This is a genomic window from Endozoicomonas sp., assembly GCF_965196975.1.
Classification (GTDB): domain Bacteria; phylum Pseudomonadota; class Gammaproteobacteria; order Pseudomonadales; family Endozoicomonadaceae; genus Endozoicomonas.
The window spans coordinates 5723840-5749775 of sequence record NZ_OZ239981.1; the positions used below are offsets into that span (position 1 = coordinate 5723840).

Sequence of the window (25936 nt, forward strand, 5' to 3'; positions counted from 1 at the left end):
GTTGGCCTACCGTTCCAGCTTAATGGCCCAGCTCGGTTGTGGTGGCAATTTGCACGTAATCTCCTGTGCCATCCAGAGTAACAGCAGAGCCGGAAACACTGTCACTGGTGTAGGCTGCATTACCGGTGAGTACGCCATTGTCGGCAATACTGTCTGAAGGTGCATTGTCTTCGCATTGCCATCAAAGTTCCATTGGGCGATCAGGTCGCTGGTTAAGTCGACGCTGGCATAAGCTGTGTCAATGTTATAGGTCCAGCTACCGTCAGCAGCAATATCCAGTGAGCCAAACTCGCCGTTAATGCTGGTAGTGCCTGAGCTGGCAACGGCCTGACCATTAACTGAAGTGACGGTCAGTGCATTACCCTGGGCAGTGGTTTCTACCGGTAATACATCATCAGCTGTACTGGTGCTGGTCAGGTTGATAGTGAAACCTGCGGTTCGCTCAACAGGGAGAGTGGCGGTTGCTGCAGTGGCCAGTTCTCCATCGGATACGTTGTAATCCAGTGTCAGGTCACCGCTGAGGTCATCGCCGGGCATAATGGTCCAGGTACCGTCATTGTTGTCATACACGGCGTGCTCATTATCGGGGTAGGTATCCCATTCTGGACCATTCAGGGTAAAGGTGGTTACGGCAGAGTCGTTCGCCATCACGCCCAGCTGGCCATCGCTGATATTTTCACTGAACTGATGAGCTATTTTTTCAACACCGTCGACGGTCAGGCTTATTCGGTTATTAATGATATCAACTTCATAATGGCGAGAAGTGTTGATATTAGAGCTCTCCGAACTGCTATAGCTCGCAAGTTCAGTTCCTGTACCATTAACCCAATGCTCTACTTCCCAGCGGGGATTGCCAGAACCATCATAGCTGCCAATGGTTTTGAAGTTATTGGCATCCACATAATCAAATACGATGTGGCCATTTCGAGTGGCGTTGTTACTGGTGGGCGTAACGGTAAAATCAAGGTGGAGATCCGTATCTCTTGTGCTGCCTCCGGTTGTGTCAATGAGAGCAACTGACGTACCGGTGACACCGGTAATGGTGATGGTGTCGTCATTGACGGTAACGGTACCGGTTCCAGACGACACACTTGTCTGGAAATCGTGCCGATGAGCCGTAACGCCATTAATACTGACATCCTGAACACTGATGGTATCGCCATCATCCTCATCCGACGCATTGGCCAGCAGGAAGGCCTGACTCACGGTATGGGTTGCCAGGTTCTGGGGGGCGGTAATGGTGATGGGGCCAGAAACATCCGGTGCCTCATTCACATCCTGAACCTGAATCACAATGTCCTGTTCGCTGGACAGTCCGCCGATACCGTTATCTGTCACTCTGACGCGAATGGTGTGGGAGTCATTGGTTTCATGATCCAGCAGGGTGCCATCGGCTACTGAAATATTGCCGGTATTGGTATCAATGGCGAAGCGGCCACCGGCATCATTCACCAGTGTGTAGGTATGAGTGTCCGGGTCATCAAAATCAGAAACGGCAGCCTTGCCCACCAGGATGCCATTCATGGCATTTTCTTGAACCTGATTGGGGCCAGTGCCTGCACCAAGGGCGATGGTGCTGCCAAAGATTTCATTGTCGCCGGTGTGGTCTGATGTCCACAGGGCTTCCAGTGCACCATTGCTCAGGCGAGCCAACTGAGGGTCGAACTGTTCTCCGGCGGTGGTCGAGTTGATAATAATTTCGTCGGTCACTGCGGTGCCGGAGGCATCAAACCGGCGACCTACAATGCCCTGACCGTCGCCATCCTGACCACCACTGGATTTCCAGATAACAAAGAAGCCACCATCCGGCAGGGTTTCAATATTGAATTGGCTCTGAGTGTCGGCAGTGGTGGTGTTCACGGCGGTTGCACTGCCAATAGCCGTGCCGGTATTGCTCCAGCGCTGGAAGAAGAGGTCATCACCACTCTGGTAAACCGTGACCAGCTCGCCATTGTCCAGCTCCTGAATCTTGGTTGCCCGCTCGTTCGTTGGGTTGCTGCCGCCGAAGCTGATGGCATTGGTGGCAGGGCTGCCAGACGCGTCGTAAATACGGAACGAGGCGCTGTCATTCGCTGTGCTGTTGCTGCGCCAGGACACCACAAAACCACCGTTATCCAGTGGTTCGATATCTGGAGATCCGTAAGCCCAACCGCCCGCACTGCCTGCACTTACAACAGAGGTTTCATTACCTGAGGCATCAAAAATATGAATTTTGGCATTGAATGAGTCGGATGAGTCGATAGAGATCGTAGCGAATCGATTATCGCTGAGCGCTGTCACATCCGTAGCGTAGTGGCTTGTCCCTAAATTGAACTCTGCCTTCACTTCATTGCCATCAGCATCAAACACCCGCATACGGCTCTGAATCCATGAGCCTGGTTCAATCAGCTGCCATACAACGGCATAGTTGCCATTGTCCAGGGTTGCTACTTCCGGGCTTAATATATTCTGGCTACTGGTGGGGGCGGTGGTATTGATCTGGAACTCATCACCCAAAGGGTTCAGTTCCAGAGAAGGCTCCGTCACGGTCATTCGGACATTGTCAAAGCTCGCTTGAGTACCACTGTTTTTGATCAACTCAATGGTTAATGGTTGACCAATGGCTGCAGAACCTTCGGAAACGGATTGGCCATCAATATTCAGGGTTAGCGTTGCAAAGCCGCCTTCGGCAGGAGTGACTGATCCATCGCTGGCCAGGACGACACCGCCGACAGACTCATGTGGGTTACTGGTATTAACTTTTCATGAGTTTGGCAGTGAAGTTACTGGAAAGTTCTGCCAGCTGTTCTCTTGATAATCTTTTTCGTTCTAATCCGTATTAAGGTTTCCATTATTTAGTAGATTATTGATGATTTCTGCGTCAGTGTTGCCCATGAGTGATAGGTCTACACCCTGAAGGGTTATTCGCTGAGTGATATCTCCCCCAGCAGTATCGCGAACCTCAACAATGGGATTGGATGGGTCGGTTGAATCAAAACTAATGTACTGTGATAGATCGTTGTTTTCTTCATCAATAAGCAGGTCTGCCAAATTTAGAGTATCGTTTTCAGCCGTATTGAAATCGATGATAGTGTCTTCAGCTGGGTTAATGGCAGTACCAATATCATTTATTTCAAACCTGAATTCATCTCTACCAGTACCACCAGTCATGACGTCATCGCCTGAGCCGCCCAGCAATATATCATCGCCACTCCATCCGGTTAATATATCATTACCCTCAAGACCTCGAAGAATTACAGGAGATGCTGAAGCCGTAAGCGTGTCTGCCGCACTTGTTCCATCTATTTCGTTGATATTATTAACGACAATGGTTACATCCTGCTCATCGCTCAGTGATGGGTTGCCATCGTCGGTGACTCTGACACGAACTTTATGGGCGATATTGTCATCAAAATCCAGCAGGCTGCTATCGGCAACGGTGATTTCACCATTGCTGCTGTTGATTGCAAAGCGACCGCCAGCATCGTCCAGCAGGGTGTAGGTCAGGGTGTCGGACGTATCCAGCTCTGTGGCTGGTACCGTGCCGACTACGGTGTTATCTGCACTGTGCTCATCAATGTCCAGTAAAATATCGGTGAGCTGAGTTGCCTGGAACAGGTTGTTGGCCTCAGTGGCATCAACAGACTCATTGAGAATAATCAAATCATCAATGGCGCCATCAAGAAAGCCATCCGTACTCCAGTTACTTCTACCGACATAGTTGAAAGTCCGTACCTTGTCCGTTGGTACGACACCCTGAAGAGAGCCTGCTTCAACACCGTCTTTGTAGACAGTCATCAATCCGGCGCTGTCGACAGTTGCCGTAATATGAACCCATTCGCCTGCAGTGAAGAAGTTCGAAATATTCAGGGCATGGGTAGTACCGCCGCTATCAATGACATGGAAGCCTAAATCACTGGTTGTGCCAATGTGAGCAAGAAGAATATTTTCACTGCCAGCACCATCGCCAAAGTCAATTATCCTCGACCAACTCTGGCTGAAGCTGTCGTAGCGTACCCAGGTTGATATGGTCATCTCGCCGCCGGTTTGCAGACCGCTGATTTCACCAGAACCTGAAGTGCCATCCATCTCAAAGGCGGTTCCGGAGCCTGCTCTACTGGTTCCCCAGGAGGCACTGCCAGATAGTGTTAGAGGCTGGTTATCGCCACTGTGGTCGGCAGCCGTAGTACCACTGCCTTCGGTAAAGGTATAGGCCGCATTAACATCCAGCGTGTTCATGGTTTCATCGATCACGGGGGCGTCGTTGATACCATTGACCGTTATGGTGGTGGTGACAGTAGAGGTAACACCTTCATCATCGCTCATGGTATAGCGCAGATTCACGGTGGTATTTTCTCCGTCAGCCAGGTAAGCAAAGTCACTGCCCGGATCAAACTGGATCTCGTTATTAACGACGGTTGCGGTGCCCTGACCGGTAACCGGGTTATCACTGCCATCAACAATAACTACCGAATCAAGAGAGAAGTTTGAGGTATCGTCTGTATCGTCCTGATCAATATCATTGGCCAGCACATCCAGAGTCAGCGGAGTGTTTTGATCGGTGAGCGTAATGTCCTGATGAATCTGAAAACCGTCAAGTCCTGTGAAAGAATCTCCGTTATTATCGGTGATATTTAAGCGGTAATACCGGTACATGGCGGGAGTTGTTAGCTCAAACTCTTTGACTTCCCTGACTGTCCAGTTATTGATACCACTCTGGGTATCAATAACGTCAAAGTTAATGCCATCGTTGCTACCCTGTAACTGCCAGTCTTCCGGTTCGCGACCTATTGAAAGGCCAATTGCCTTCAGGTCGTACTTCCAGATAGCCGTTGGGCTTCCAGTATCAACTTGTAGCCATCCGGTAGAACCGTTAACAGCCCAAGAGCCGGTATTATCTGCAGAGCTGGCGTCAACACCATCAAATGCTCTGAATGCTGCGTAACTGGCGCTGTGCTCTCCGCTTGCCGAGACAATAAACCCGTGGTCATTGTTTGAGGTGAGATTAGGGATGTTTGGATTGTCAGCACTGGTTTCCACAATCGCTGTGGGAGCTTCATTAATATCCGCAATCTGGATAACCACATCCTGCTCATCGGTCAGCCCGCCGGAGTCGGTTACACGAATCCGAAGGGTATGACTGCCCGTAGTTTCATGGTCCAGAAGGCTGCTGTCAGCTACGGTGATCTCTCCAGTGCTGCTGATGGCAAAGCGACCACCGGCATTATTCACCAGCGAATAAGTGACATTGGTGCCATCTTCTTCGTCATTTGCGGATAGCTGGGCAACCACAGTGCCATTACTGCTGTTCTCATCAATGACAAAATTGGCATCCACAAAATCAGACAACTCACTGGCCTGATAAAGGTTGGAAACAGCCGTTGCATCCAGTGCGCCCCTGATAACGGCCAGATCATCAATAGCGCCGTCCAGGTAACCATCCACAGACCAGTTACTTTTACCCACGTAATTAAAGTTGCGGACTTTCTCAGTAGGCACTCCTCCCTGAAGTGTGCCTACCTGTTCACCGTTTTTATAAACGGTATAGAGACCAGTACTGTCGATGGTGGCCGCCATGTGCACCCATTCACCGGCGGTAAAGAAGTTACTCACCGTCATGGTATGGAAGGTGCCGCTGCTGTCTTCAACGTGAAAGCCAAGGTTTCCGGTAGTGGTCTCATGGCCAATCAAAATATTGTTATCACCCTGACCATCACCAAAATCAACCACCCTGGACCAGCTCTGGGTGAAGCTGTCAAACCGTACCCAGGCGGCAATGGTCATTTCACCACCGGTCTGCAATCCACTGATTTCACCAGCGCCAGACGTTCCGTTCATTTCAAAGGCGGTACCTGAGCCTGAGCGGCTGGTTCCCCAGGTGGCACTGCCGGACATTGAGAGATCCTGGCTGTTACCGCTGATATCTGCTGCCGTTGTGCCTGTTCCTTCTGAGAAGCTGAATGCAGCATCCACATCGGTTACTGGGTTCAGCGCAGTGATTACTGGAGGCGCATTAATATCCTGAATATGGATATTAATCGCCTGATTGGTGACGACTTGTGTTCCGGTTGCTGTTTCTGTCGCCGTTGCAGTGGCCGTCATGGTGAAGTCGTTGTCGTAGTTCGCCGGTGGCGTTAGAACCAGGTTATTCAGGTTCCACGAACTGACATCAATGGCGACGCCGGTGGAAGTGAAATTATTAGTGCCATCACTGAGCTGTATTCCGGAAGGAATGCCGGTTAACTGAACCACCAATGTTTCCGAACCATCCGTATCAGGGTTGGCAATATCCAGTTCAATAGGAACGGGTTGATCTTCAGGTACTGATACCGTGGGTGTGTAACCCGCATTATTGGCTGCTTCTGGTATAAGGCTAATGTTGTCTATACCGAGATCCGTTGATGGCTGGCTGCCTGAACTGGTATCTGAAATCCTCAGGGTGGCAAATCCGGCAGAAGTGGTGGTGAAATTGGCATTCAGGGTTTGAACTGCAGTTGAGGTAGAGGATACCGATTGCGAAAACAGAGTGCTGCCTGTGGCTGAGTCAATCACTTCGATCAATGCTGATTCCGTGAGTAATGAGCCAATGACGTAGTAATCCAGTGAAATCGAATAGTCCAGGCCATCGTTCAGATAGATTTCCTGTTCTGCAATGCCATCACTGTTGGCGGACCCAGCACCAAGTTGTAAGTGGCCAATAGTCAGAACGATGGCGCCTGATGTTGACCAGTTGTCGGTCGTTGAAACATCACCATTTTGAACCACATTGGTATCAATAATATTGTTATTGAGTGTCACTGTGGTTGTGTCGGTCACTGGTGTGACATCCAGGGTCAAGGTCTGTGCTGTGCTGCTGTCCGTGCCGTCGCTGACGGTAAAACCAAAGCTGGCGTAGCCAGTACCACTGGCCTGGACAACGGGTGTGAATACCAGGTTGCTGATATCTGCAGCGGTAATGACCTGATTTAAAGTCACCGGGTTGGTGTTCAACTCAAGAGTACCGGCAGCGGGCAGGCTGGTGATGGTAATTGACTGAAGGCTGTCACCGGAATCCTGATCACTGAAGGCAAAGTCTGTGGTGCTGAAGGTATGGCTGTTGTCTTCGTTAATCGTGACCGTTTTATCCAGCGATGTGGGAATATCGTTAATGCTGGTGACTGTAATGGTTTTGTTGGCGGTGACGGATAGGGCACCATCACTCACCTCGATGGTGAATGTCGCTGTACCGTGGAAGTTGGCGGGTGGAGTGTAGGTCCAGGTATCGTTGCCATTGTCTGTAATCGTACCGGTATCAACAGAGAGGCTCTGTATGCTCAATGTGTCGTCATCGGCATCACTGAAGCCGTACAGGATGTCGGTTTTCTGAAGGACCTGGCTGTTGTCTTCATCGACATCAAGAATGGTAACACTGCTTCGAACGGCCAGATTTCCTGTGAAGGCGGTACCATCCCGCCCATTACCGCTGGTGTCGGTGACTGTGTTGCCGGTTCCGGCAAAGTCGGTGCTGAACAGCAGTTGGCTGCTGTCGAAATACTCCGGTCCCTGGTTCATCAGGGCGTTGATATTGGTATCTGTTAGATCGCTGGTATCACTGAATATGCCAACATCGGCGATTTCACCGTCAGCTTGAAAGCTGCCACTGAGTTCGCCATTTCTAACAATCGCACCAACATTGACCAGGTCAGTATCCGCTCCCGTAAACTGACTGGTGGTGGCTGAACCGTGGAGGTATTCCACGGCTACCTGCTGGCCGTCGATGTAAATACGGTTATCAATACCATCCACGACAACGGCAATGTGATGCCATTGATCATCAAAGAGCAGATCCTCTCCCTGTCTTACTCTCATGTTAAAGAGGTTGTCACCAACACGGGAGAAAAAGGTCAGACTTTCATCGGTTGGACCGGACGTGGAATTGCCTGCAACCAGCCAGCTTTGAGTGGTGGCTGAGGAAGCATCTCCCGTAGAGAACAATGCGGCGCTGGTCTGACCGGAGTCCAGCTTCACCCACATGCTGACGGCGCCGGTGTTCATTCCTGCGAAATCATTGGCATGGCTGTTCAGGGTCACAAAGGTGTCTCCATTTCCCACCGGCTGTGTGTTGGCTGTGCGGGTCAGGGATGCAGCTGCCGGGTCAAAGACAGGGGCATCATTTACGGCAGTAACATCAAACGTCATGGTCTGGGCGCTGCTGCTTTCTGTGCCATCGCTGACGGTAAAGTTAAAGCTGCTGTAACCCGTACCATTTCCCTCCGGTACCGGGGTATACACCAGGTTGCCAATATCCGCTGTGTTAATAACCTGGTTCAGAGTGACCGGACTGGAGTTCAGTTCCAGAGTGCCAAGAGCAGGCAGGCTGGTGATGGTGATAGACTGTAAACTGTCGCCGGTATCGTTATCGGTAAAAGCAAAGTCTGTGGAGGTAAAGGTGTGGCTGTTGTCTTCTGTGATCGTAACTGTGTTGTCTGCAGAAACCGGAATATCGTTGATTGACTGGATATGAACATTAACTGCCTGACTGGTGGTCTCGGGAGTTCCGGTAGCGGTTTCTGTCGCCGTTGCAGTGACGGTAAAGGTGAAATCATCGCTGGTATTGGCCGGAGACGTAAACGTCAGGTTGCTCAGGTTCCAGGCAGAGACATCAATGGCTGCTCCGGTAGCGGTTATATTATTACTGCCATCGCTGAGTGCTATACCGGAAGGAATGCCGGTGAGTTGAACAGTAAAGGTTTCTGAACCGTCGGCATCCGGAGTGACGGCATTTAAATTAACAGCAACCGGTTGGTCCTCCTGACCAAAGACGCCAATACCTGTAGGAATGTGGCTGTTATCTCCGGCAGCGGCCTGTATGGAAATATTGTCGATACGAAGATCAACACTGCTTGTAGCAGTCGATGTATCAGTAATCCTCAGTGTTGCGTGGCCAGCGGAGATGCCTGAGAAGTTCAGATTCAGTGCCTGATATGTTCCAGTATTGGTATTAATGGACTGGCTGGCCAGCACATTGCCCGTTGAAATATCAACAATCTCTACCAGACCTGATTGTGGGGTGGTAGAACCTGACGTTGCAAAGTCCAGCGACAGGGTGTAATTCACATCCGGGTGAATGACAAAGTTATTTTCAGCAACTCCGTCATTGGGGCCATCACCACTGCTGAAAGAGAGCTGGTTGGTTCCACCAATACCAACGGTTCCTGTGAACTGCCAGCCAGTCGTGCTTGAAAGGTCTCCATTAGTAACCAGCTCGGTATCCAGCTGCAGGTTGCTGTAGACATCGTTATTCAGAGTAATCACCGGCGCATCGGTAATCGGTGTGATATTAAACGTCAGCGTTTCTGTACTGCTTTCCAGTCCGCCATTGTCGGTTGCCTTGAAATCAATACTGGCCACTGCATTGCCGCTGGCATGAGCATCTGGCACAAAGATCAGGTCATTGAGGTCTTCTGCAGGAATAGTGTCGTTGGTATTGACGGTTGTAGTGCCAGGAGGGATATCGCCAAGGTCACCAAAGAATGCCTGATCGTGAATCTGGAAGTCATCAATAAACTCGGCAAACGGGCTGACAAACGTGCTGTCGTCACCACCAATGTTATCAATGACTTCCGTTGCCTGAAAATTACTGACGCCAACCAGCTGGTTATCAATGTAAAAGTAGGTTTTACCGTTGCTGCCAACCGCAGTCAGGTCGTGCCAGTTGCTGTCTAGAGATGAGATAGTAAAGCCGGAGCCATGGAAAATATTGGAAGGTTGTCTATCCAGTACGCCAAGCTCGCCACTGCTGCTAATCATGACGTGTTGGTCACCCGCACTTGATCGAACTAAGGCACCAGAATCTCCGTTGCCACCTAATGGCAGTGGGTTTTTAAATCGGGTGCTGATGGTCCATTCAGATCCTACCGCAAAATCATTGTCCAGTGTCAGGTAATCATTTTCATTATCGAAGCGTAAAACTGGCCCCTGCTGGGCATCATTTTGCCATTCAACGCCTGCCGTTGCTGTTCCACGAATGTTATTGGCAATATCATTAACCGAGTCGGTTTGGTCAGTGAAGGTCAATGACAGTTCTGGCGTGTTCGCCTCAGCAATCTGAGATAAGTCCAGATCAGGAATATTGGCAGAGTTATAGATTCTGAAATCATTGAGTTCTTCCGCAAAGGCCTGGCTGTTTGCCACACTATTATTACCAATCGTCTCGATGCTGCTGGTTGACTGATAATTGGCTGTGCCAAGGTACTCGTCATCCATATAAAAATGGGTTTTTCCATCACGACCAATAGCCGTCAGGGAGTGCCAGGTGTTGCCTAAGCCAGAAACAGTAAAGCCAGTGCCGTGAAAACCTACACCGTTCTGCCAGGTGCCTATTTCTCCAGTGCTTTGACTGATCAGAATCTGGACGTCGCCATTCCCTTCCACCAGAGATTGCCATGTGGTTCCATCGGAACGAAGGTTTCTGAATTCGGTGGTGATGGTCCACTCACTACCAAGGTCATAAGCCTGAGTCAGGTTAATGCGATCGGAGTTCTGGTCAAAGGTGGCGATGCCGCCTTTTTCCGCATCCGTTCCCCAGGTAACGCCCGTCAAGTTGCCGCGGATGTCATTTCGTCCGTCATAAGCGCTGGTGGCCGTATTGTCATCCTCAAACAGTAGCTCCAGATCGGGGCGGGGCTGTTTCATCAGGGTGCCTGAGCCGTTGATGGCGGTAATCGTGACCGTATGGGTATCACCGGCATCCTGATCTGCAATGGAAAAATCGCTGGCTTTCAGGTTGTACTGGCTATCTTCATTGATAGTGAAGGTCTGGTCTGCAACCGTGGGTGCTTCGTTGCTGTCGCGCACCTGAATGGTGAAGGTTTTGCTGGTTGAGAGTCCATTACCGTTGTCGTCGGTTGCAGTGACCGTTACGGAAATGGTTGGTTCGGTTTCGTAATCCAGTGACTGCCCAGCCTTGAGCTGGAGCTGGTTACCGGAAATCTCAAAACGGCTGTCCGATACGCTGTAGCTGTGCTGGCCAAAGGCTTCGGCTGCATCGTCCGGGTCGGTGGTGGCGAGCGTTCCGATAATGGTCGCTGTGTTGGTATCTTCATCAACAATGGCGTCTGCACCATTTGCCCCTGCAAGCAGGTCAGCTACCTGGCTCGAAGTAACGGCCTGGTTAAACACCTGCAGGCCTGCGATTGCACCATCAAGGTGTGTGCCGCCGGATGAGGAGAATCCGAGGCGTAACTGAGTCTGAGACGTAAAGTCAGATGACGTTTTTGAGCCGGTCGCAACCTGAGTCCCATCAACATAAAGAGCCTGCCCGCTAATGGAGGTGCCGAAGGTATGTACGACATGGTGCCATTGTCCATCGTTGTATATTTCCCCAACAGGGCTGGTGATACTTTCTTCCGTCCAGATGCGTGATGTAATCGTCCCATCAGCGTTAAGAAGGATGTTGCGGTCATGGCCATCAGTCCCACTGTTCTGTATTTGCAGTAGTCCGCCAGCATTGTCGGCCTTGAACCAGAACGAGACGGTGTAGGCGGTTTCGGATACATCCAGTGGTACAGTGAAGTCGGTCGCACTGCCATCAAACTCAATGGCATTTGAGAACCTGCTGTTAGGACCGGCTACAAAGGTGGGTGTTGCACCGGAGAAGGTGTTTCCACCGGCCTCATTGTCGTAGTTATTATCAAATGCCCAGGTAGCCTGTGCTTCCGGTGTGGAGGAGACGACACCGGCATCAAGAGTCAGGGTTATATCCTGCGGTGCTTCATTCGTATCCCGAACCTGAATCACAATATCCTGTTCGGCTGTTAAACCCCCGCTGTCGGTAGCACGAACGCGAATGGTGTGGGCGTCAGCCGTATCGTGATCTAACAGGGATGCGTTGGATACAGTGATAGCACCGGTGGTGCTGTCGATAGCAAACCGGCCGCCAGCATCATTAACCAGCTCGTAAGTCAGCGTGGTGCCATCTTCCACATCGGTTGCGGTGGCCCTGCCGACCAGAGTGCCATAAGGGGCATTTTCCAATACCTGGTTGCCGCCCAGGCCAATGGATGCACCATAGATGTTTTCATTACCGTCCTGGTTTGATGTCCACACTACTTGAAGTGCACCGCTGTCCAGCTCAATGACCGACGGGTCAAACTGGTTGCCTGCTGTTGTGGTGTTGATGGCTATTTCATCGGTTAGCGGGTTACCACTGGCATCAAACCGGCGTCCGTAAACACCATGACTAGCACTGCTGTCTTGAGATGTGCTGCGCCATACAACAAAGAACCCACCATCGCTCAATGTTTCAATGGATGCTTCTGAGACACCGTTAATGTCTGGAGATACAGAGGTGTTAATCTGTACTGCTGAGCCTTGGGCTGTGCCGGTATCTGACCAGCGCTGGAAAAACAGGTTTTCACCACTTTGATAAACCGTGACCACTTCACCATTGCTTAAGGTATCAATTTCAAAATGGGGGTCGCTGTCGTTTATTGCACCGCCGAATGAGATTTCGCTGGTGGTATTGTTGCCGTTACTGTCGAAAAACTGGATGCGGGCACTGTCATCCGCTGTAGTGCCGCTGAGTCGCCAGGCCAGTGCAAAGCCGCCATTGTTGAGTGCTGTAGCCTCAGGCCCACCCCATTGCCAGCCACCAACATTGCCTGCTGTACTGGTGCTGACTGAGTTGCCATTTTCATCAAGAATGGTGGCTTTGACATCCAGACTATGAACATTAGTAACCAGGAAACGGTCGTTACTCAGGGCAATGATGTCGGGTTTGTAATGACTCCCGCTGGTAGTAAGGATTTCAAATTCACTTTTAACTTCAGAGCCGTCGGCAGCAAAGATGCGCATATTGGTTTTGGCAAAGCTGTTGGGGTCAAATATTTCCCAGGCAACTGCATAATTGCCATTCTCCAAGGTTGCAACTTGTGGGTGCTGAACAAACTGATCGTCGACCAGTGTGGTTGTATCCACTTGAAACTCAGCACCATCCGGCTGCAGCTCATTGGATGTGGCCGTCATCCGAACATTATCAAAATGGATTTGTGGCCCGCTGATCTTCACTAATTCAATGGTGATGGGTTGACCAATAGCGGGTGAGTTTGCCGGAATGGTTGAACCATCCAGGTTCAGGGTCAGGGTTTGCCACTGTCCTTCCGCTGGAGATACAGAGCCGTCGGACGCCAGCACAACACCACCTGCCGTGATGCGTACTTCGTAGTCGGCAAAGCCGGCGGTATCACTTCGGTTGCCTATCTCTACCTGCAGCTGGTACTGGGTGTCATTTGAGAAGCTTTCAGATAGCGTCTGGGATAGGGTTTCGTTGTCATTGGTGGCATAACCAATGTTATTGCCATCGGGAGCTTCCTGGGTGATCTGGCCCGATGTCGGGTTCCATATACCACTTTGGGTGCTGCTGAATGACCAGGGGCTTGCAGCCGGATTCAGTACTGGCTCTCCATCGATCAATGTCACACTTTCAAAGCTGTGGTCTGCGATGGTTACGTTTCTGCTGGTTGCCTGAACGCTGTATCGTTGAGCTTTAATCGCGTGGCTGCCACTTTCTTCAGAATGCCATGCCGCCAGATAGCCGCCATCGGCCATGGGCGTTAATACGGCTTCAGACTGATCACTGCCGGTCACCGTATTGATCATGCCCTCAGGGCTGACGGCTGTGTCCAGGGTTGCTTCTAATACAGGGGCATCATTAACCGCGGTAACATCAATGGTGAATGTATGTGGTTCACTGCTAAGAGCACCATCACTGACGGTAAACTGGATATCGGTATACCCGGTTCCATTGGCATGGGTGACTGGTGTAAAGACCAGATTACCAATATCGGCTGCGGGAATCACCTGGTTAGCAGTGACATTAGCGCCGCTGAGGGTCAGGGTGCCAGCTGAAGGTAATTGAGTGATGGTGACTGACTGCAGGGTGTCACCAGCGTCAGCATCACTGAAACTAAAGTCGGCAGCGTTAAATGTATGGCTGTTGTCTTCATTAATGCTCAGTGTTTTATCACTGGCAGTGGGTGCCTCGCTGACAGCGGTGACATTGATGGTCAGGGTTTCGGTTGTGCTGTCAGCGCCGTTATTATCGGTCGCTTTAAAATCGATACTGGCGTAGTTACTGCCATTTTCATCGGGGTTGGGAATAAAGCGCAGGTCGTTCAGGTCTTCAGCATTGATAACATCGCCCGCTGTGATCAGTGAGCCGTTGGGCAGTGCGGTGCCTGTACCTGGAAATTGAGCCGTATCGACAATGGTGAAATCGTCCAGATAGGTGGCAAACGGCTGAGTGCCGCTCTGGTAGTTGCCTATTGAGTAGACATTCTCGGTGACCTGGAAGTCTGACGTGCCTACGTAAGCACCGTCAATATAGAAATGGGTTTTACCATCCTTACCCACTGCCGTGAGGGAGTGCCAGGCATTATTGTCCAGTGCGCTGGTATCAAAGCCTGAGCCAATAAAGCCGGTTCCGGTGTAACCGACGGAATTACTGCCGCCATCAAAAACACCAAGCTCCCCAGAGCTATCAATAATGATGTGGTGACTGTGAGTGGAACCTCTGGCCAGGGTTTTCCAGGTGGCGGATGAGAGATCCTTGAACTGAGTGCTGATGGTCCACTCACTGCTCAGTGAGTGTGGTGTCGTCAACAGTGCTGTGTCGCTGCTGTTATCAAACTCCAGTACGGATCCGCGCTCGGTGTCGGTGACGACCTGAGCGCCACTGACGGTGCCGGTAACGCCATTACCAGAGTCAGTGAGCGGATTCGCTGAGTCATCAAAGCTCAGTTCGACCGAGGGGGCCGTGACAGGAGGATGAGCAACATTGTATATACGGAAGTTGTTGAGGTTTTCGGCAAAGGCCTGATCGTTACCGTGGCTGTTGTTACCAACGGTATCGATCTCTCCGGTTGACTGGTAACTGGCCGACCCCAACAGAGTATTGTCCAGATAGAAGTCTGTCTGGCCATTTTGACCAACAACAACCAAAGAGTGCCAGTCAGCACTTATGCCATTCAGACTGACACCGGTGCTGTGGAAACCGACGGAGTCCTGCCAGGTGCCTATTTCACCGGTGCCGCTCTGTACCACAATCTGAACGTCGCTATCGCTTCCGGCTAATGAGTGGTAGCCATTTCCATCGGTGCGCAGATTTCTAAACTCTGTTGCAACCGTCCATTCACTACCCAGATCAAAAGATTGGCTCAACGTAATGTGGTCAGTGTTTTGATCAAAGGTAACAAAGCCTCCTCTACCAGCCTCGTTGGACCAGGTGACATTACTGAGTGTTCCCTGGGTGCTGTTCCTGTCATCGGTGGTTGTTGTACCTGAGGTTTCTTCAAACAGGAATTCCAGATCGGGGCGTGGTGCCTGATAGAGGCTGCCTGAACCGTTTATGGCTTCAATAGTAACGGTATGAGTATCGCTGGCATCCTGATCTGAAATGGAAAAGTCGGCAGCAGTAAACAGCAGGGCAGTGTCTTCGTCAGTTGTCAGCGTCTGATCTGCGACGGTTGGGGCGTCATTGCTGTCGTTGACCTGGATGGTGATCTGCTGTTCGGAGAACGCGCTCTGGGCATCGGTCACCCTGACGGTGACGGTGTGGCTGGCGGCACTTTCATGGTCGAGTGCTCCGGCCACGGTGATTTCACCGGTGCTGCTATCAATGGTAAACCGGCCTCCGGCATCATCGGTCAGAGTGTAGGTGAGTGTGTCGCTGTCACCGTCCCTGTCTTCAGCGCCCACGGTACCCACAATCGTTCCATTGTTGGTATTTTCATTGACGGCCAGGGTAAACAGATCTGAGGCAGAGGTGGTTACACCGTATGCGTCAAAAGGCTCGCCGGGCTGTTCAGAAGTGAGGGTGATCCCGTCTGCTCCACTTGCGCCTGCGGAAACAGCCTGGCTCAGGTCGTAGTCAGTGAACTGACTGAGCAGCGCATCACGGACATCCGTTGTAACCTGTCCGGCAGTGACCGTATGGCTGAGTTCAAAGTCGTTGATAAAAAGCTTGACCGTTTGACCTGTTTGCAGGGGGGACGGAATCGTTAACGTTTCAACCTGGGCGGTTCCTGCGGTTCCTGCACCGTTGTAGTTAACACCGTAAACATGGGTGGTGTTTTGGATCATTGACGCCCCAGTAGCCACGACCTGGTCTGCGCTGTTTTTAATTACGGTGGACAGATTGAAAGGAGGTTGATTGGGGTCATCAAAGCCAATAACGTTTCGATAATCGGAGCTTATGACGCTCCCGCCCTCAGAGACGATGCTGACAAGACTGCCAATACCGGGCGTGCTGTTGATAATGGCATGGGTCAGGCTTTGTGCAATGACGTGAGCCGCAGTGTTACTGCCAACGGTATACTCAACGGTATACGTTTCACTGGCGTCCTGACTGTTAGTGAAGGTGACTTCAATCTGGTCTCCGGCAACAAAACTGTGTGCTGTTCCTGCTTTAATAATCTGTATATGTTGGGCCAGCCCTTCCACGTTGGCGGTATCGACGGATTCTCCCAGTAAGTCTCCCGCTCCAGTGATAACAGGAGCATCATTGTCGGCGGTGATGCTGAGGGTTGTGCTGCCAACGTTGCTTTCGATAAACCCATCGTTCACCGATACGGATAGGATGCGGCTATCCGTATCCGGTGCATCAGAGAGGTTGGTGTAGGTAATGCTGCGAAGCGCTGCCTGATAATCTGCAACACTTGCCGTACCGGTTAACGTCAGAACGCCATTGGCGGCATCATAGCTTCCAGATATACCACTCTGGTTGGTGAAGCTCAGCTGATCTTCAGTGGTATGGAGCTGCTTTCCATACTCCGTAAATTGTACGGTTGCACTTTCAAGAGTGCCTTCCGGATCATCCAGCGTCAGAGTGTTGAGCAAATTGACGGTGCCACCTTCGGTATAGCTGGCACTGGCTGGGGCGGTAACCGTCGGAGCTTCGTTCAGGTCGTTGATGTTGATGGTAACCTGGGCGCTGGTGCTTGAAGAGGGGATGCCGTCGTCAGTGGCCGTAACGGTCAGTTGGTAGCTGTCGGTGGATTCATGGTCCAACCCATTGATGACGGTAATTTCACCGGAGTTTGGATCAATAGCAAAGCGGTTGTCATCATTGCCGGCTGTAATGGTGTAAGTCAGCGTCTGACCGGCATCGGTATCGGTACCCGTTATGGTGCCGACAACCTGTGAACCATCTGTGATGACATTTTCATCAATACTGTAGGTTTGATCTTGCAGTTCGGGGGCTTCGTTTACATCGTTGACTGAAATGGTGACGGTTGCGGATTCGCTCAGGTTCCCTGCATCGGTGGCCTCTACTGTCAGGTTGTAAAGATTGCGGGTTTCGAAATCCAGGTCCCCGGTAACGGTGATTTCCCCTGTGGCGGGGTTGATTGTGAATTTGCCATCCTCGTTTTCTGCGATGATGGTATAATGGAGTTCCTGCCCCTCCGGATCTCTGGAGATGACATTTCCAACGATCACTGAGCCATCTGAGGCAACGCCTTCATCAACGCTGAAGGATTGGTTGACTATTTCCGGCTTCAGGTTGATTTGGGTTACTGCTTCAATTGGAGGGGGGGGCTCATTACTGGAATCACTGAAATCCAGGGATTTTGTTGATGCTTCTGTCGGTTGCCTTGAGGGAGCTGCCTGATCAATTTCGCGAGAAACGATAACTTCCCTGACATAGGTATCTTCAATGGGGGAATCGCCATTTTCCTGGTTGTTGTTACCATCTGGCTCTGGCAGGACTGGCTCATCAGACTCTGAGCTGGAAAGTAGCTCTGGGTTTTCAGAGTCGACTGGGTTGTCGGTATCTGAGTCCTTAGATGTGTTTCCTGCGGCAGTACTGCCAAATAACTCCAGATTTAATACAATTTGCTGTTGAGAGCTTAAATACAAAAGTTGGTTATTAACCAGCTCAATAACAACGTTGGCAGCTGAATCATTAACCACTGTTTCATTCAGGAAAAGAGGGGCACCTACCTGGGCAGTTCTTATTTCGCCTTTTTCATTAGCGACCAGAACCGCTCCATCTGATTCGGCAATATACCCCATGATGCTTGCACTGCTTTGACTGTCCATAGTTCTTTTGTCAACCTGTCTAGCTTTAAATTCAACATTGGTGAATCAGGCTTTTTTGATTTCTTCTTGGCTGCTGATGTTGAATTGATTCAAGTAAAGTCAGTATTTCCAGGATAGAAAAATCCCTATTTTTCATATTAGCTTCGAATCTGAGCAGCAGGATATTGCGATAAAAGCAAAACGCTCTGGAGGAGGGGGTTATTATTACTTTTTGAGAGTTTTTTCTTTTTTTTAATTCCTGTTTTCAGGATTTCCCCAATAAAATAGACCGACTATTCCTTTTCTGGAACCTTCTATCAGAGAGTAGAAATGTATTGTTTTAATGCTGTCAGAATATCTTGATTAATAGGGTTCGATTATGTTGACAGTGGGAATAAAAAGTAGATAATACCGTGGTTTTTATGGCATAGAGTTTACCATTTCTGGTTAACGTAGTGTTTTGCAAGGTTTCGTGGGTTAAATATCAGACTGTTTCATCGCTTTGAAATCAGTTGGATTGTTATTGGGGAGAGGTTGTCAGTTGGCTCTTGTCGCAGTATACTGATGGACACTTTGATGCGGGGTGGAGCAGCCTGGTAGCTCGTCGGGCTCATAACCCGAAGGTCGTTGGTTCGAATCCAGCCCCCGCTACCAAACCCCTGAAAACCCCCGTTGTGGGGTTTTTTATTAGGTAGCGAGTAATTGATGTGGGATGGCCGTTCTGGTCATTGTGCAAATGTATGGGGCTTTATAGCCCTTTTTTTGTTTTTTCAGCAGGTATTCAGTCGTGGCAGGTAAGCAGTCGCAGCTGGAGACACTTATCGAGCCGATCGTTGAATCGCTTGATTACCGTCTCTGGGGTATTGAGTTTGTTTCCCGTGGGCGGAATTCGCTGCTTCGGGTCTATATCGATGCGGAGAATGGCATTGCCCTGGACGATTGTGAAAAGGTCAGTCGTCAGGTGAGTGCCGTTATGGATGTAGAAGACCCAATTGCGGACGAATATACCCTGGAAGTATCTTCTCCGGGATTAGACAGGCCGCTGTTTCGGCTTGAGCAGTATGAGGTGATGGCTGGCCATATGGTCAGTATACGCCTGAGGGTGCCTTTTGAAGGGCGCCGCAAGTATCGGGGCATCATCAAGGGAATTGAAGATCAGGATGTCGTTATAGAGGCCGATGGCCATGAGCTTCTGCTGCCAATCGAGAGCATCGAGAAGGCGCAGGTGATACCACAGTTCGACTGAATTATCCTTCAGGCCGGGCGGATATCCCGGTTTAGCGGCCAGGGATGTGTTGGCATAGGCATGGACTGGTTCAGCATAGGCGAGGCAGAGCATGAGTAAAGAGATTCTGTTGGTCGTAGAGTCCGTATCCAATGAGAAGGGAGTACCGCCCGAGGTGATCTTTGAGGCGTTGGAAACCGCTCTGGCGACAGCGACCAAAAAACGGTACGAAACCGAAGTGGATATCCGGGTGGCGATCAACCGGGCTAATGGGGAATACGATACATTCCGTCGTTGGACTGTGGTTGCTGACGAGGATTTTGAGTTTCCCGGCATGCATCTGACCCTGGATGAAGGCAAAGAGCACGATGAGTCTCTTGAAATCGGTGGTATCTGGGAAGAACCGGTTGAGTCGGTAGGTTTTGGGCGAATTGCTGCTCAGACAGCCAAGCAGGTGATTGTTCAGAAGGTGCGTGAAGCTGAACGCCTTCAGATGGTTGAGCAGTACCGTGACAAAATGGGTACCCTGATTTCCGGTACCGTCAAAAAGACAACCCGTGACAGCATTATTGTTGATCTGGGTAATAACGCTGAGGCGGTGTTAAAGAAAGATCAGGTATTGCCTCGTGAGAACTTCAGAATGGGGGCTCATGTTCGGGCTCTGCTTCATGAAGTGTCCACAGAAGGTCGTGGCCCTCAGTTGATGCTTTCAAGAACAGCACCGGCAATGCTGGTTGAGCTGTTCCGTATTGAAGTTCCTGAGATTTCAGAAGAGGTTATCGAGATTAAAGGCGCTGCCAGAGATCCGGGGTCACGAGCTAAGATTGCCGTGAAAACCAATGATGGACGGATTGATCCGGTAGGTGCCTGTGTTGGTATGCGTGGTGCCCGCGTTCAGGCGGTCTCCGGTGAACTGGGTAATGAGCGTGTTGATATCGTTCTTTACGATGATAACCCGGTTCAATATGTGATTAATGCCATGCAGCCGGCAGAAGTGGCTTCGATCGTTGTCGATGAAGATAAAGGCACGATGGATATTGCTGTCAGTGAGGATAATCTGGCTCAGGCTATTGGTCGTGGTGGGCAGAATGTCCGCCTTGCCAGTGAGCTGACGGGTTGGACTCTTAATGTCATGACAGAAGAGGATGCAGCCGCCAAGCAGCAGCAGGAAGCGGGTCGTGTGGCTCAGACCTTTATAGAAGGTCTGGATGTTGATGATGATCTGGCTGAGCTGCTGGTGGCGGAAGGTTTTACCTCCATGGAAGAGATTGCATACGTTCCTCTGGAGGAGATGCTGGCCATTGAAGGCTTTGATGAAGATATCGTTGAACAGTTGCGCTCAAGGGCCAAGGATCAGTTATTGACTCAGGCCATTGCCCAGGAAGAAAAGCTCGATGGTACCCAGCCTGCTGATGACCTTCTGAATATGGAAGGTATGGAGCAGCAACTGGCCTATGAGCTGGCCAGTCGCGGTGTTGTCACGATGGAAGACCTGGCTGAACAGTCGATCGATGACCTTCTGGATATTGAGGGGATGGATGAAGATCGGGCTGGTGAGCTGATCATGACGGCGCGGAAACCGTGGTTTGAAGAAGCGGGTAACTGAGCGGGCCACTGAGAGGAGAAGTGTTAATGGCAGATGTAACCGTAGAGCAACTCGCAGCAGTGGTCGGCGCTCCAGTGGAGCGGTTGTTGCAGCAGATGAAAGACGCTGGTCTCACTAAAAGCAGCGGCAAAGAGTCTGTATCCGATGCAGAGAAACAGCAACTGCTGGCCCACCTGAAGCAAACTCATGGTGATGCCGGTACCGGTTCTGAACCGACCAAGATTACGCTGAAGCGTAAGACGGTCAGCCGCATGAAAGTGTCTGGCGGCAGTTCTGGTAAAAATAAAGTTGTTAACGTAGAAGTGCGTAAGAAGCGCACCTATGTCAAGCGCGATGCGGCTGAAGAGGCTCCAAAAGCTGATGAGGCTAACGCTCGTTCCGACAAGCAGGAAGAGCGCGGCCAGCGTCGTGATGATCGTGGTCAACGTAAAGACGATCGTGGTCCTCGCAGAGATGATCGCGGTGCTCGAAGTGATGAGCGTGGTGCTCGAAGTGATGAGCGTGGTGCTCGTTCTGGTGATCGGGCTCCTCGCCCGGGTGGTGACCGCTCAGGTGGTGAGCGTGGTCCTCGTCCTGGTGGTGATCGTGGTCCGCGTCCGGGTGGTGATCGTGGTCCGCGAACTGGTGGAGCTCCAGCGCCTTCAGCGGCACCATCTTTTGGTGATGCGCCACCGCCACCGGCTGATGATCGTAAGTCTCGTAACAAGCGTGGTACCAAGGGCAAAGATCGTCGTAATGATAATGATGATTTGCCGCGCCGTGGAAAAGGTGGTCGTAACGAGCGTGATGACCGCCGTGGTGGCAGTCGCAAATTTGCCCGTACCATGGCGCCTGAGTCCATGGCTGCTCATGGCTTTACCAAGCCAACAGCGCCGGTGATTCGTGAGGTTTCTATCCCGGAAACCATCACTGTTGCAGAGCTGGCGAGCAAAATGGCCGTCAAAGCTGCTGACGTTATCAAAGTGATGTTCAAAATGGGCTCCATGGTAACGATTAACCAGGTGATCGATCAGGATACCGCCAGTATCGTGGTTGAAGAGATGGGCCACAAATACCGTCTGACCAAGGCAGATGCCATCGAAGACACGCTGGTAGACGATCAGCTGGAAGAAGTGGTTTACGAAGCTAAGCCACGTGCACCGGTTGTTACCGTAATGGGTCACGTTGACCACGGTAAGACGTCGCTGCTCGATTACATTCGTAAGAGTCGCGTTCAGGCTGGTGAAGCTGGTGGTATTACCCAGCACATTGGTGCTTACCATGTAGAAACGGATCGTGGCATGGTGTCCTTCCTGGATACTCCTGGACACGCGGCGTTTACAGCCATGCGTGCCCGTGGTGCAAAGGCGACCGATATCGTCATTCTTGTTGTTGCTGCGGATGATGGCGTGATGCCTCAGACTGAAGAAGCTGTCCAGCACGCGAAAGCCGCTGGTGTGCCAATCGTTGTCGCAGTGAACAAGATGGATAAGGAAGACGCGGATCCGGATCGCGTTAAGAACGAACTGTCTGCCCGTGATGTTATCCCTGAAGAGTGGGGTGGCGACACTCAGTTTATGCCGGTATCTGCATTGACTGGTCAGGGCGTTGAGGAGTTGCTGGAAGCGGTCATTCTTCAAGCGGAAGTTCTTGAGCTGGCGGCGCCAGATGAAGGACCGGCCAAAGGTGTGGTTGTTGAGTCCCGTCTGGATAAAGGACGTGGTCCGGTTGCTACCGTGTTGGTACAGGCTGGTATGCTGAACCAGGGTGATAATATTCTGGTGGGACAGCAGTATGGCCGTGTGCGTGCCATGCTGGATGAAAACGGCAAGGCCATTCAGGCAGCAGGTCCATCCATTCCGGTGGAGATTCTGGGTCTGGATGGTACGCCGGATGCCGGTGATGAGATGGTCGTGGTTCGTGATGAGCGTAAGGCTCGTGAAATCGCCATGTTCCGTCAGGGTAAATTCCGAGAAGTTAAACTGGCTCGTCAGCAGGCGGCCAAGCTGGAAAATGTATTCTCCAGAATGGGCTCTGCTGAGAAGAAGATGCTCAATATCGTGTTGAAGGCTGATGTTCGAGGCTCTCTCGAGGCATTGACCAGCTCACTGCAGGAGCAGGGTAACGACGAAGTTGAAGTGCGCGTTATTTCCAGTGGTGTTGGTGGTATCACTGAAACCGATGCGAACCTGGCGCTGGCTTCCAATGCGGTCATTGTTGGCTTCAACGTTCGTGCTGACGCTTCTGCCCGCAAGGTGATTGAAGCGGAAGAGGTGGATCTGCGTTACTACAGCGTTATCTACGACATTATTGATGATGTCCGTAAAGCGCTGACCGGTATGCTGGGCTCCGATACTCGTGAGCAGATCGTGGGTACTGCGGAAGTTCGTGAAGTGTTCCGTTCTCCGAAGTTTGGTGCTGTGGCTGGCTGTATGGTTATTGAAGGTACGGTGTACCGTAATGATCGTATTCGAGTCCTCCGTGATAACGTGGTTATCTATGAAGGCGAGCTGGAATCCCTGCGTCGCTTCAAGGATGACATGAACGAAGTTCGTAACGGTATGGAGTGTGGTATTGCCGTTAAGAGCTACAACGACGTTAAGCCTGGTGACAAGATTGAAGTTTACAAGAGCGTTGAAGTTCAACGTACCCTGTAATCGGTTTTCAGGTCTCAAGTAAATAATAAACCCGCGGCTGAGCTGCGGGTTTTTTTGCACCACACAGCTCAAAGCATTCTTGCTTCTATGAGTAAAAAGGCACAAGTCACAAAGGGAAAGGTTGCTTTGTGTCTATGTGCCTTTGTGGTTTACGGAGTGAGTATTCAATGGCTAAAGAGTACAGTCGTACCCAGCGCGTAGCCGACCAGATTCAAAAAGAGCTGGCTCAGCTGATTCAGCTGGAAATGAAAGATCCCCGTCTCGGCATGGTGACCGTCAGCATTGTTGAAGTCAGTCGGGATATGTCCTTTGCTGATATCTACGTCTCATTCCTGGGTGTGGATGATCAGGAAAAAATTGATGAATCCTTGAAGGTCCTGAACCAGGCGGCAGGCTTCCTGCGCTCCCAGCTGGCGCGGGCAATTAAATTACGTTTTACCCCGCAGCTCCGTTTCTTCTTTGATAACAGCCTGCGCCGCGGTGCTTACCTCTCCTCCCTGATTGATCAGGCGGTAGCGAAAGACGCCCGTTCCGGTAAAGACAGTGAAGAAGGTTCTGAGGAATAAATCATGGCAAGAAGAGGTCGTCGAGTTAACCGCGGTCGTGCGGTTGATGGCATCATTGTTGTTGATAAAGTGTACGGTGCTTCCTCTAACGAAGTGCTGCAGCGGGTAAAGCGGTTGTTTAATGCAGCCAAGGCTGGCCATACGGGCAGCCTTGATCCGCTGGCGACAGGTGTTTTGCCAATCTGCCTGGGGGAAGCGACCAAGTTTTCCCAGTATTTGCTTGACTCTGATAAGTCCTACCGTACCACCATGAAAATGGGGGTAAGAACCACGACGGGTGATCGTGAGGGGGAGATTGTTGAAGAGCGTCCTGTGACAGTAACCCGCTCTGATGTGGAAGCTATTCTGCAGCAGTTCCGGGGTGATGTTGAGCAGGTGCCCAGCATGTATTCTGCGCTTAAGCACAATGGCAGGCCGTTGTACGAATATGCCCGTGAAGGTATTGAAATTGAGAGACCTTCGCGCACTATTACCATTCATCGTCTGGAGCTGCTGGACTTTGATGGTGATGAGTGTGTTTTCGAGGTGGATTGTACCAAGGGAACCTATATCCGTACATTGATTGAAGATATTGGCGAGGCTCTGGGCTGTCTTGGTCATGTTGCTGAACTGAAGCGTCTCAAAGCAGGCCCTTACACCGAGCATCAGGCGCACTCTCTGGATGAGCTTGCGGCAATGCGTGATGAGGCCCGTGAGGCTGCCCTGGGTGTCGATGAGCGTATTGAGTTTGCAGAGTTGTCCGGGCTGGCAGAAGAGCTGGGGCGCGACAAGCTGGAAAAGGCTCATTCAGAACGTCTGAAGGAGTTGTCCAAAATCCGGAATAAGGCAGGTGATCGTGTGATCGATGATTTGTTGCTGCCTCAGGACAGTGCTGTCAGTGACTGGCCGCAGGTAAAACTGGGCGAAACCAGTAGTTACTACATTTCTCAGGGGAATCCCGTTCAGGTGCCTCAGGCGCCGACCAGTGGCAATGTCCGTATCTATGGCGTTGCTGATGGTGTTGAGGGGCTGGTGTTTCTTGGTATTGGTGAGATCACCGATGATGGTCTGGTTGCTCCAAAGCGTTTGGTTAAAGGCTAGCTCATCAGATTCTTGGGTGCTCATCCGTACACAGTTTTTTTGGACGCGTTCACAACATAGTGGTAGAATTCGTCGCTTGTTTAAATGGCTGGCTGTAAATATGCACGGTCATGCCGGTTTTATGTAATGCATATTATTCTGGAGAAATTAACATGGCTTTGACTGCTTCACAAAAAGCTGAAATCCTGGCTAACTTCGCTCGTGCAGAAGGTGATACTGGTTCCCCTGAAGTTCAGGTGGCTCTGCTGACTGCTAACATCGAAGGTCTGCAGGGACACTTCAAGGCAAATCACAAAGATCACCACTCTCGTCGTGGTCTGATTCGCATGGTAAACCAGCGTCGTAACCTGCTGGACTACCTGAAGCGTAAAGACGTTGAACGTTACCGTTCACTGATCCAGCGTCTGGGTCTGCGTCGTTAATACGGCTTAATACGGAGCGGCTCTTACTTAAGTGGTACGATCCGTTATAAAATGGGAGGCTGGTGTTTTGATATCGCCTCCCACAGTCAAGGCACCGCAAGCTGCATTCATGTGGCTGGCGGTGTTTTGCTATTTGTACCTTACGTCTTGGCGTTGATTTGGGTGCGCAGGCCGAACGCTTTCCATATGAAGGTGTCAGTCTGGTCAATCATGGCTTTGAGTTTGTTAACCATGATTGGCAAAACTCTCCGATCTGTACTCTGTATGCATGGGGTGCAATTCAGAAACTTTCGTTCCGGTTGTGGAAGTTTGTGGATTGCATCCATTCTCTATGACAGCGCGGATGCAGATTTGGGGTACTATTT

Annotated in this window: 8 protein-coding genes, 1 tRNA gene and 1 pseudogene; 7 read left to right on the forward strand and 3 right to left on the reverse strand. The window is 50.9% G+C overall.

Annotation, left to right across the window (positions count from 1 at the left end):
• Positions 1-6 precede the first annotated feature (6 nt).
• The 3 genes and pseudogenes from ACOCLE_RS25325 to ACOCLE_RS25335 form a co-directional block, all read right to left on the reverse strand.
• Positions 7-2532 (reverse strand): cadherin domain-containing protein, encoded by a 2526-nt coding sequence (locus ACOCLE_RS25325; protein ID WP_419534776.1) that lies wholly within the window; start codon positions 2530-2532, stop codon positions 7-9.
• Positions 2533-2586: 54 nt separating this feature from the next.
• Positions 2587-2697, reverse strand: a pseudogene (locus ACOCLE_RS25330) (hypothetical protein); the annotation flags it as partial.
• Between the two features lie 111 nt (positions 2698-2808).
• The gene (locus tag ACOCLE_RS25335; protein WP_419534777.1) at positions 2809-18057 is read right to left on the reverse strand and encodes a cadherin domain-containing protein; all 15249 of its coding nucleotides are present in this window, start codon (positions 18055-18057) and stop codon (positions 2809-2811) included.
• Positions 18058-18613: 556 nt separating this feature from the next.
• Here ACOCLE_RS25335 and ACOCLE_RS25340 point away from each other — a divergent pair.
• The 7 genes from ACOCLE_RS25340 (at position 18614) to rpsO (ending at position 25571) form a co-directional block, all read left to right on the forward strand.
• Positions 18614-18690, forward strand: a tRNA-Met gene (locus tag ACOCLE_RS25340).
• Positions 18691-18823: 133 nt separating this feature from the next.
• Positions 18824-19282, forward strand: a complete 459-nt coding sequence (rimP, locus tag ACOCLE_RS25345) for a ribosome maturation factor RimP (RefSeq protein WP_419534778.1) — start codon at positions 18824-18826, stop codon at positions 19280-19282.
• A 91-nt stretch (positions 19283-19373) separates the two neighbouring features.
• Positions 19374-20867 carry a transcription termination factor NusA gene (nusA, locus tag ACOCLE_RS25350; protein ID WP_419534779.1) on the forward strand — a complete coding sequence of 498 codons (1494 nt, stop codon included), beginning with the start codon at positions 19374-19376 and terminating at the stop codon, positions 20865-20867.
• A 26-nt stretch (positions 20868-20893) separates the two neighbouring features.
• A complete protein-coding gene (gene infB / locus ACOCLE_RS25355) occupies positions 20894-23503 on the forward strand; it encodes a translation initiation factor IF-2 (protein ID WP_419534780.1) in 2610 nt (869 codons plus the stop codon).
• A 167-nt stretch (positions 23504-23670) separates the two neighbouring features.
• Positions 23671-24069: a 30S ribosome-binding factor RbfA gene (gene rbfA / locus ACOCLE_RS25360; RefSeq protein ID WP_419534781.1), complete on the forward strand. Its 399-nt coding sequence runs from the start codon at positions 23671-23673 to the stop codon at positions 24067-24069.
• Positions 24070-24072: 3 nt separating this feature from the next.
• On the forward strand, positions 24073-25149 hold the full coding sequence (gene truB / locus ACOCLE_RS25365) for a tRNA pseudouridine(55) synthase TruB (RefSeq protein ID WP_419534782.1): 1077 nt from the start codon (positions 24073-24075) through the stop codon (positions 25147-25149).
• Positions 25150-25301: 152 nt separating this feature from the next.
• The gene (gene rpsO, locus ACOCLE_RS25370; RefSeq protein ID WP_419534783.1) at positions 25302-25571 is read left to right on the forward strand and encodes a 30S ribosomal protein S15; all 270 of its coding nucleotides are present in this window, start codon (positions 25302-25304) and stop codon (positions 25569-25571) included.
• Positions 25572-25936 lie beyond the last annotated feature (365 nt).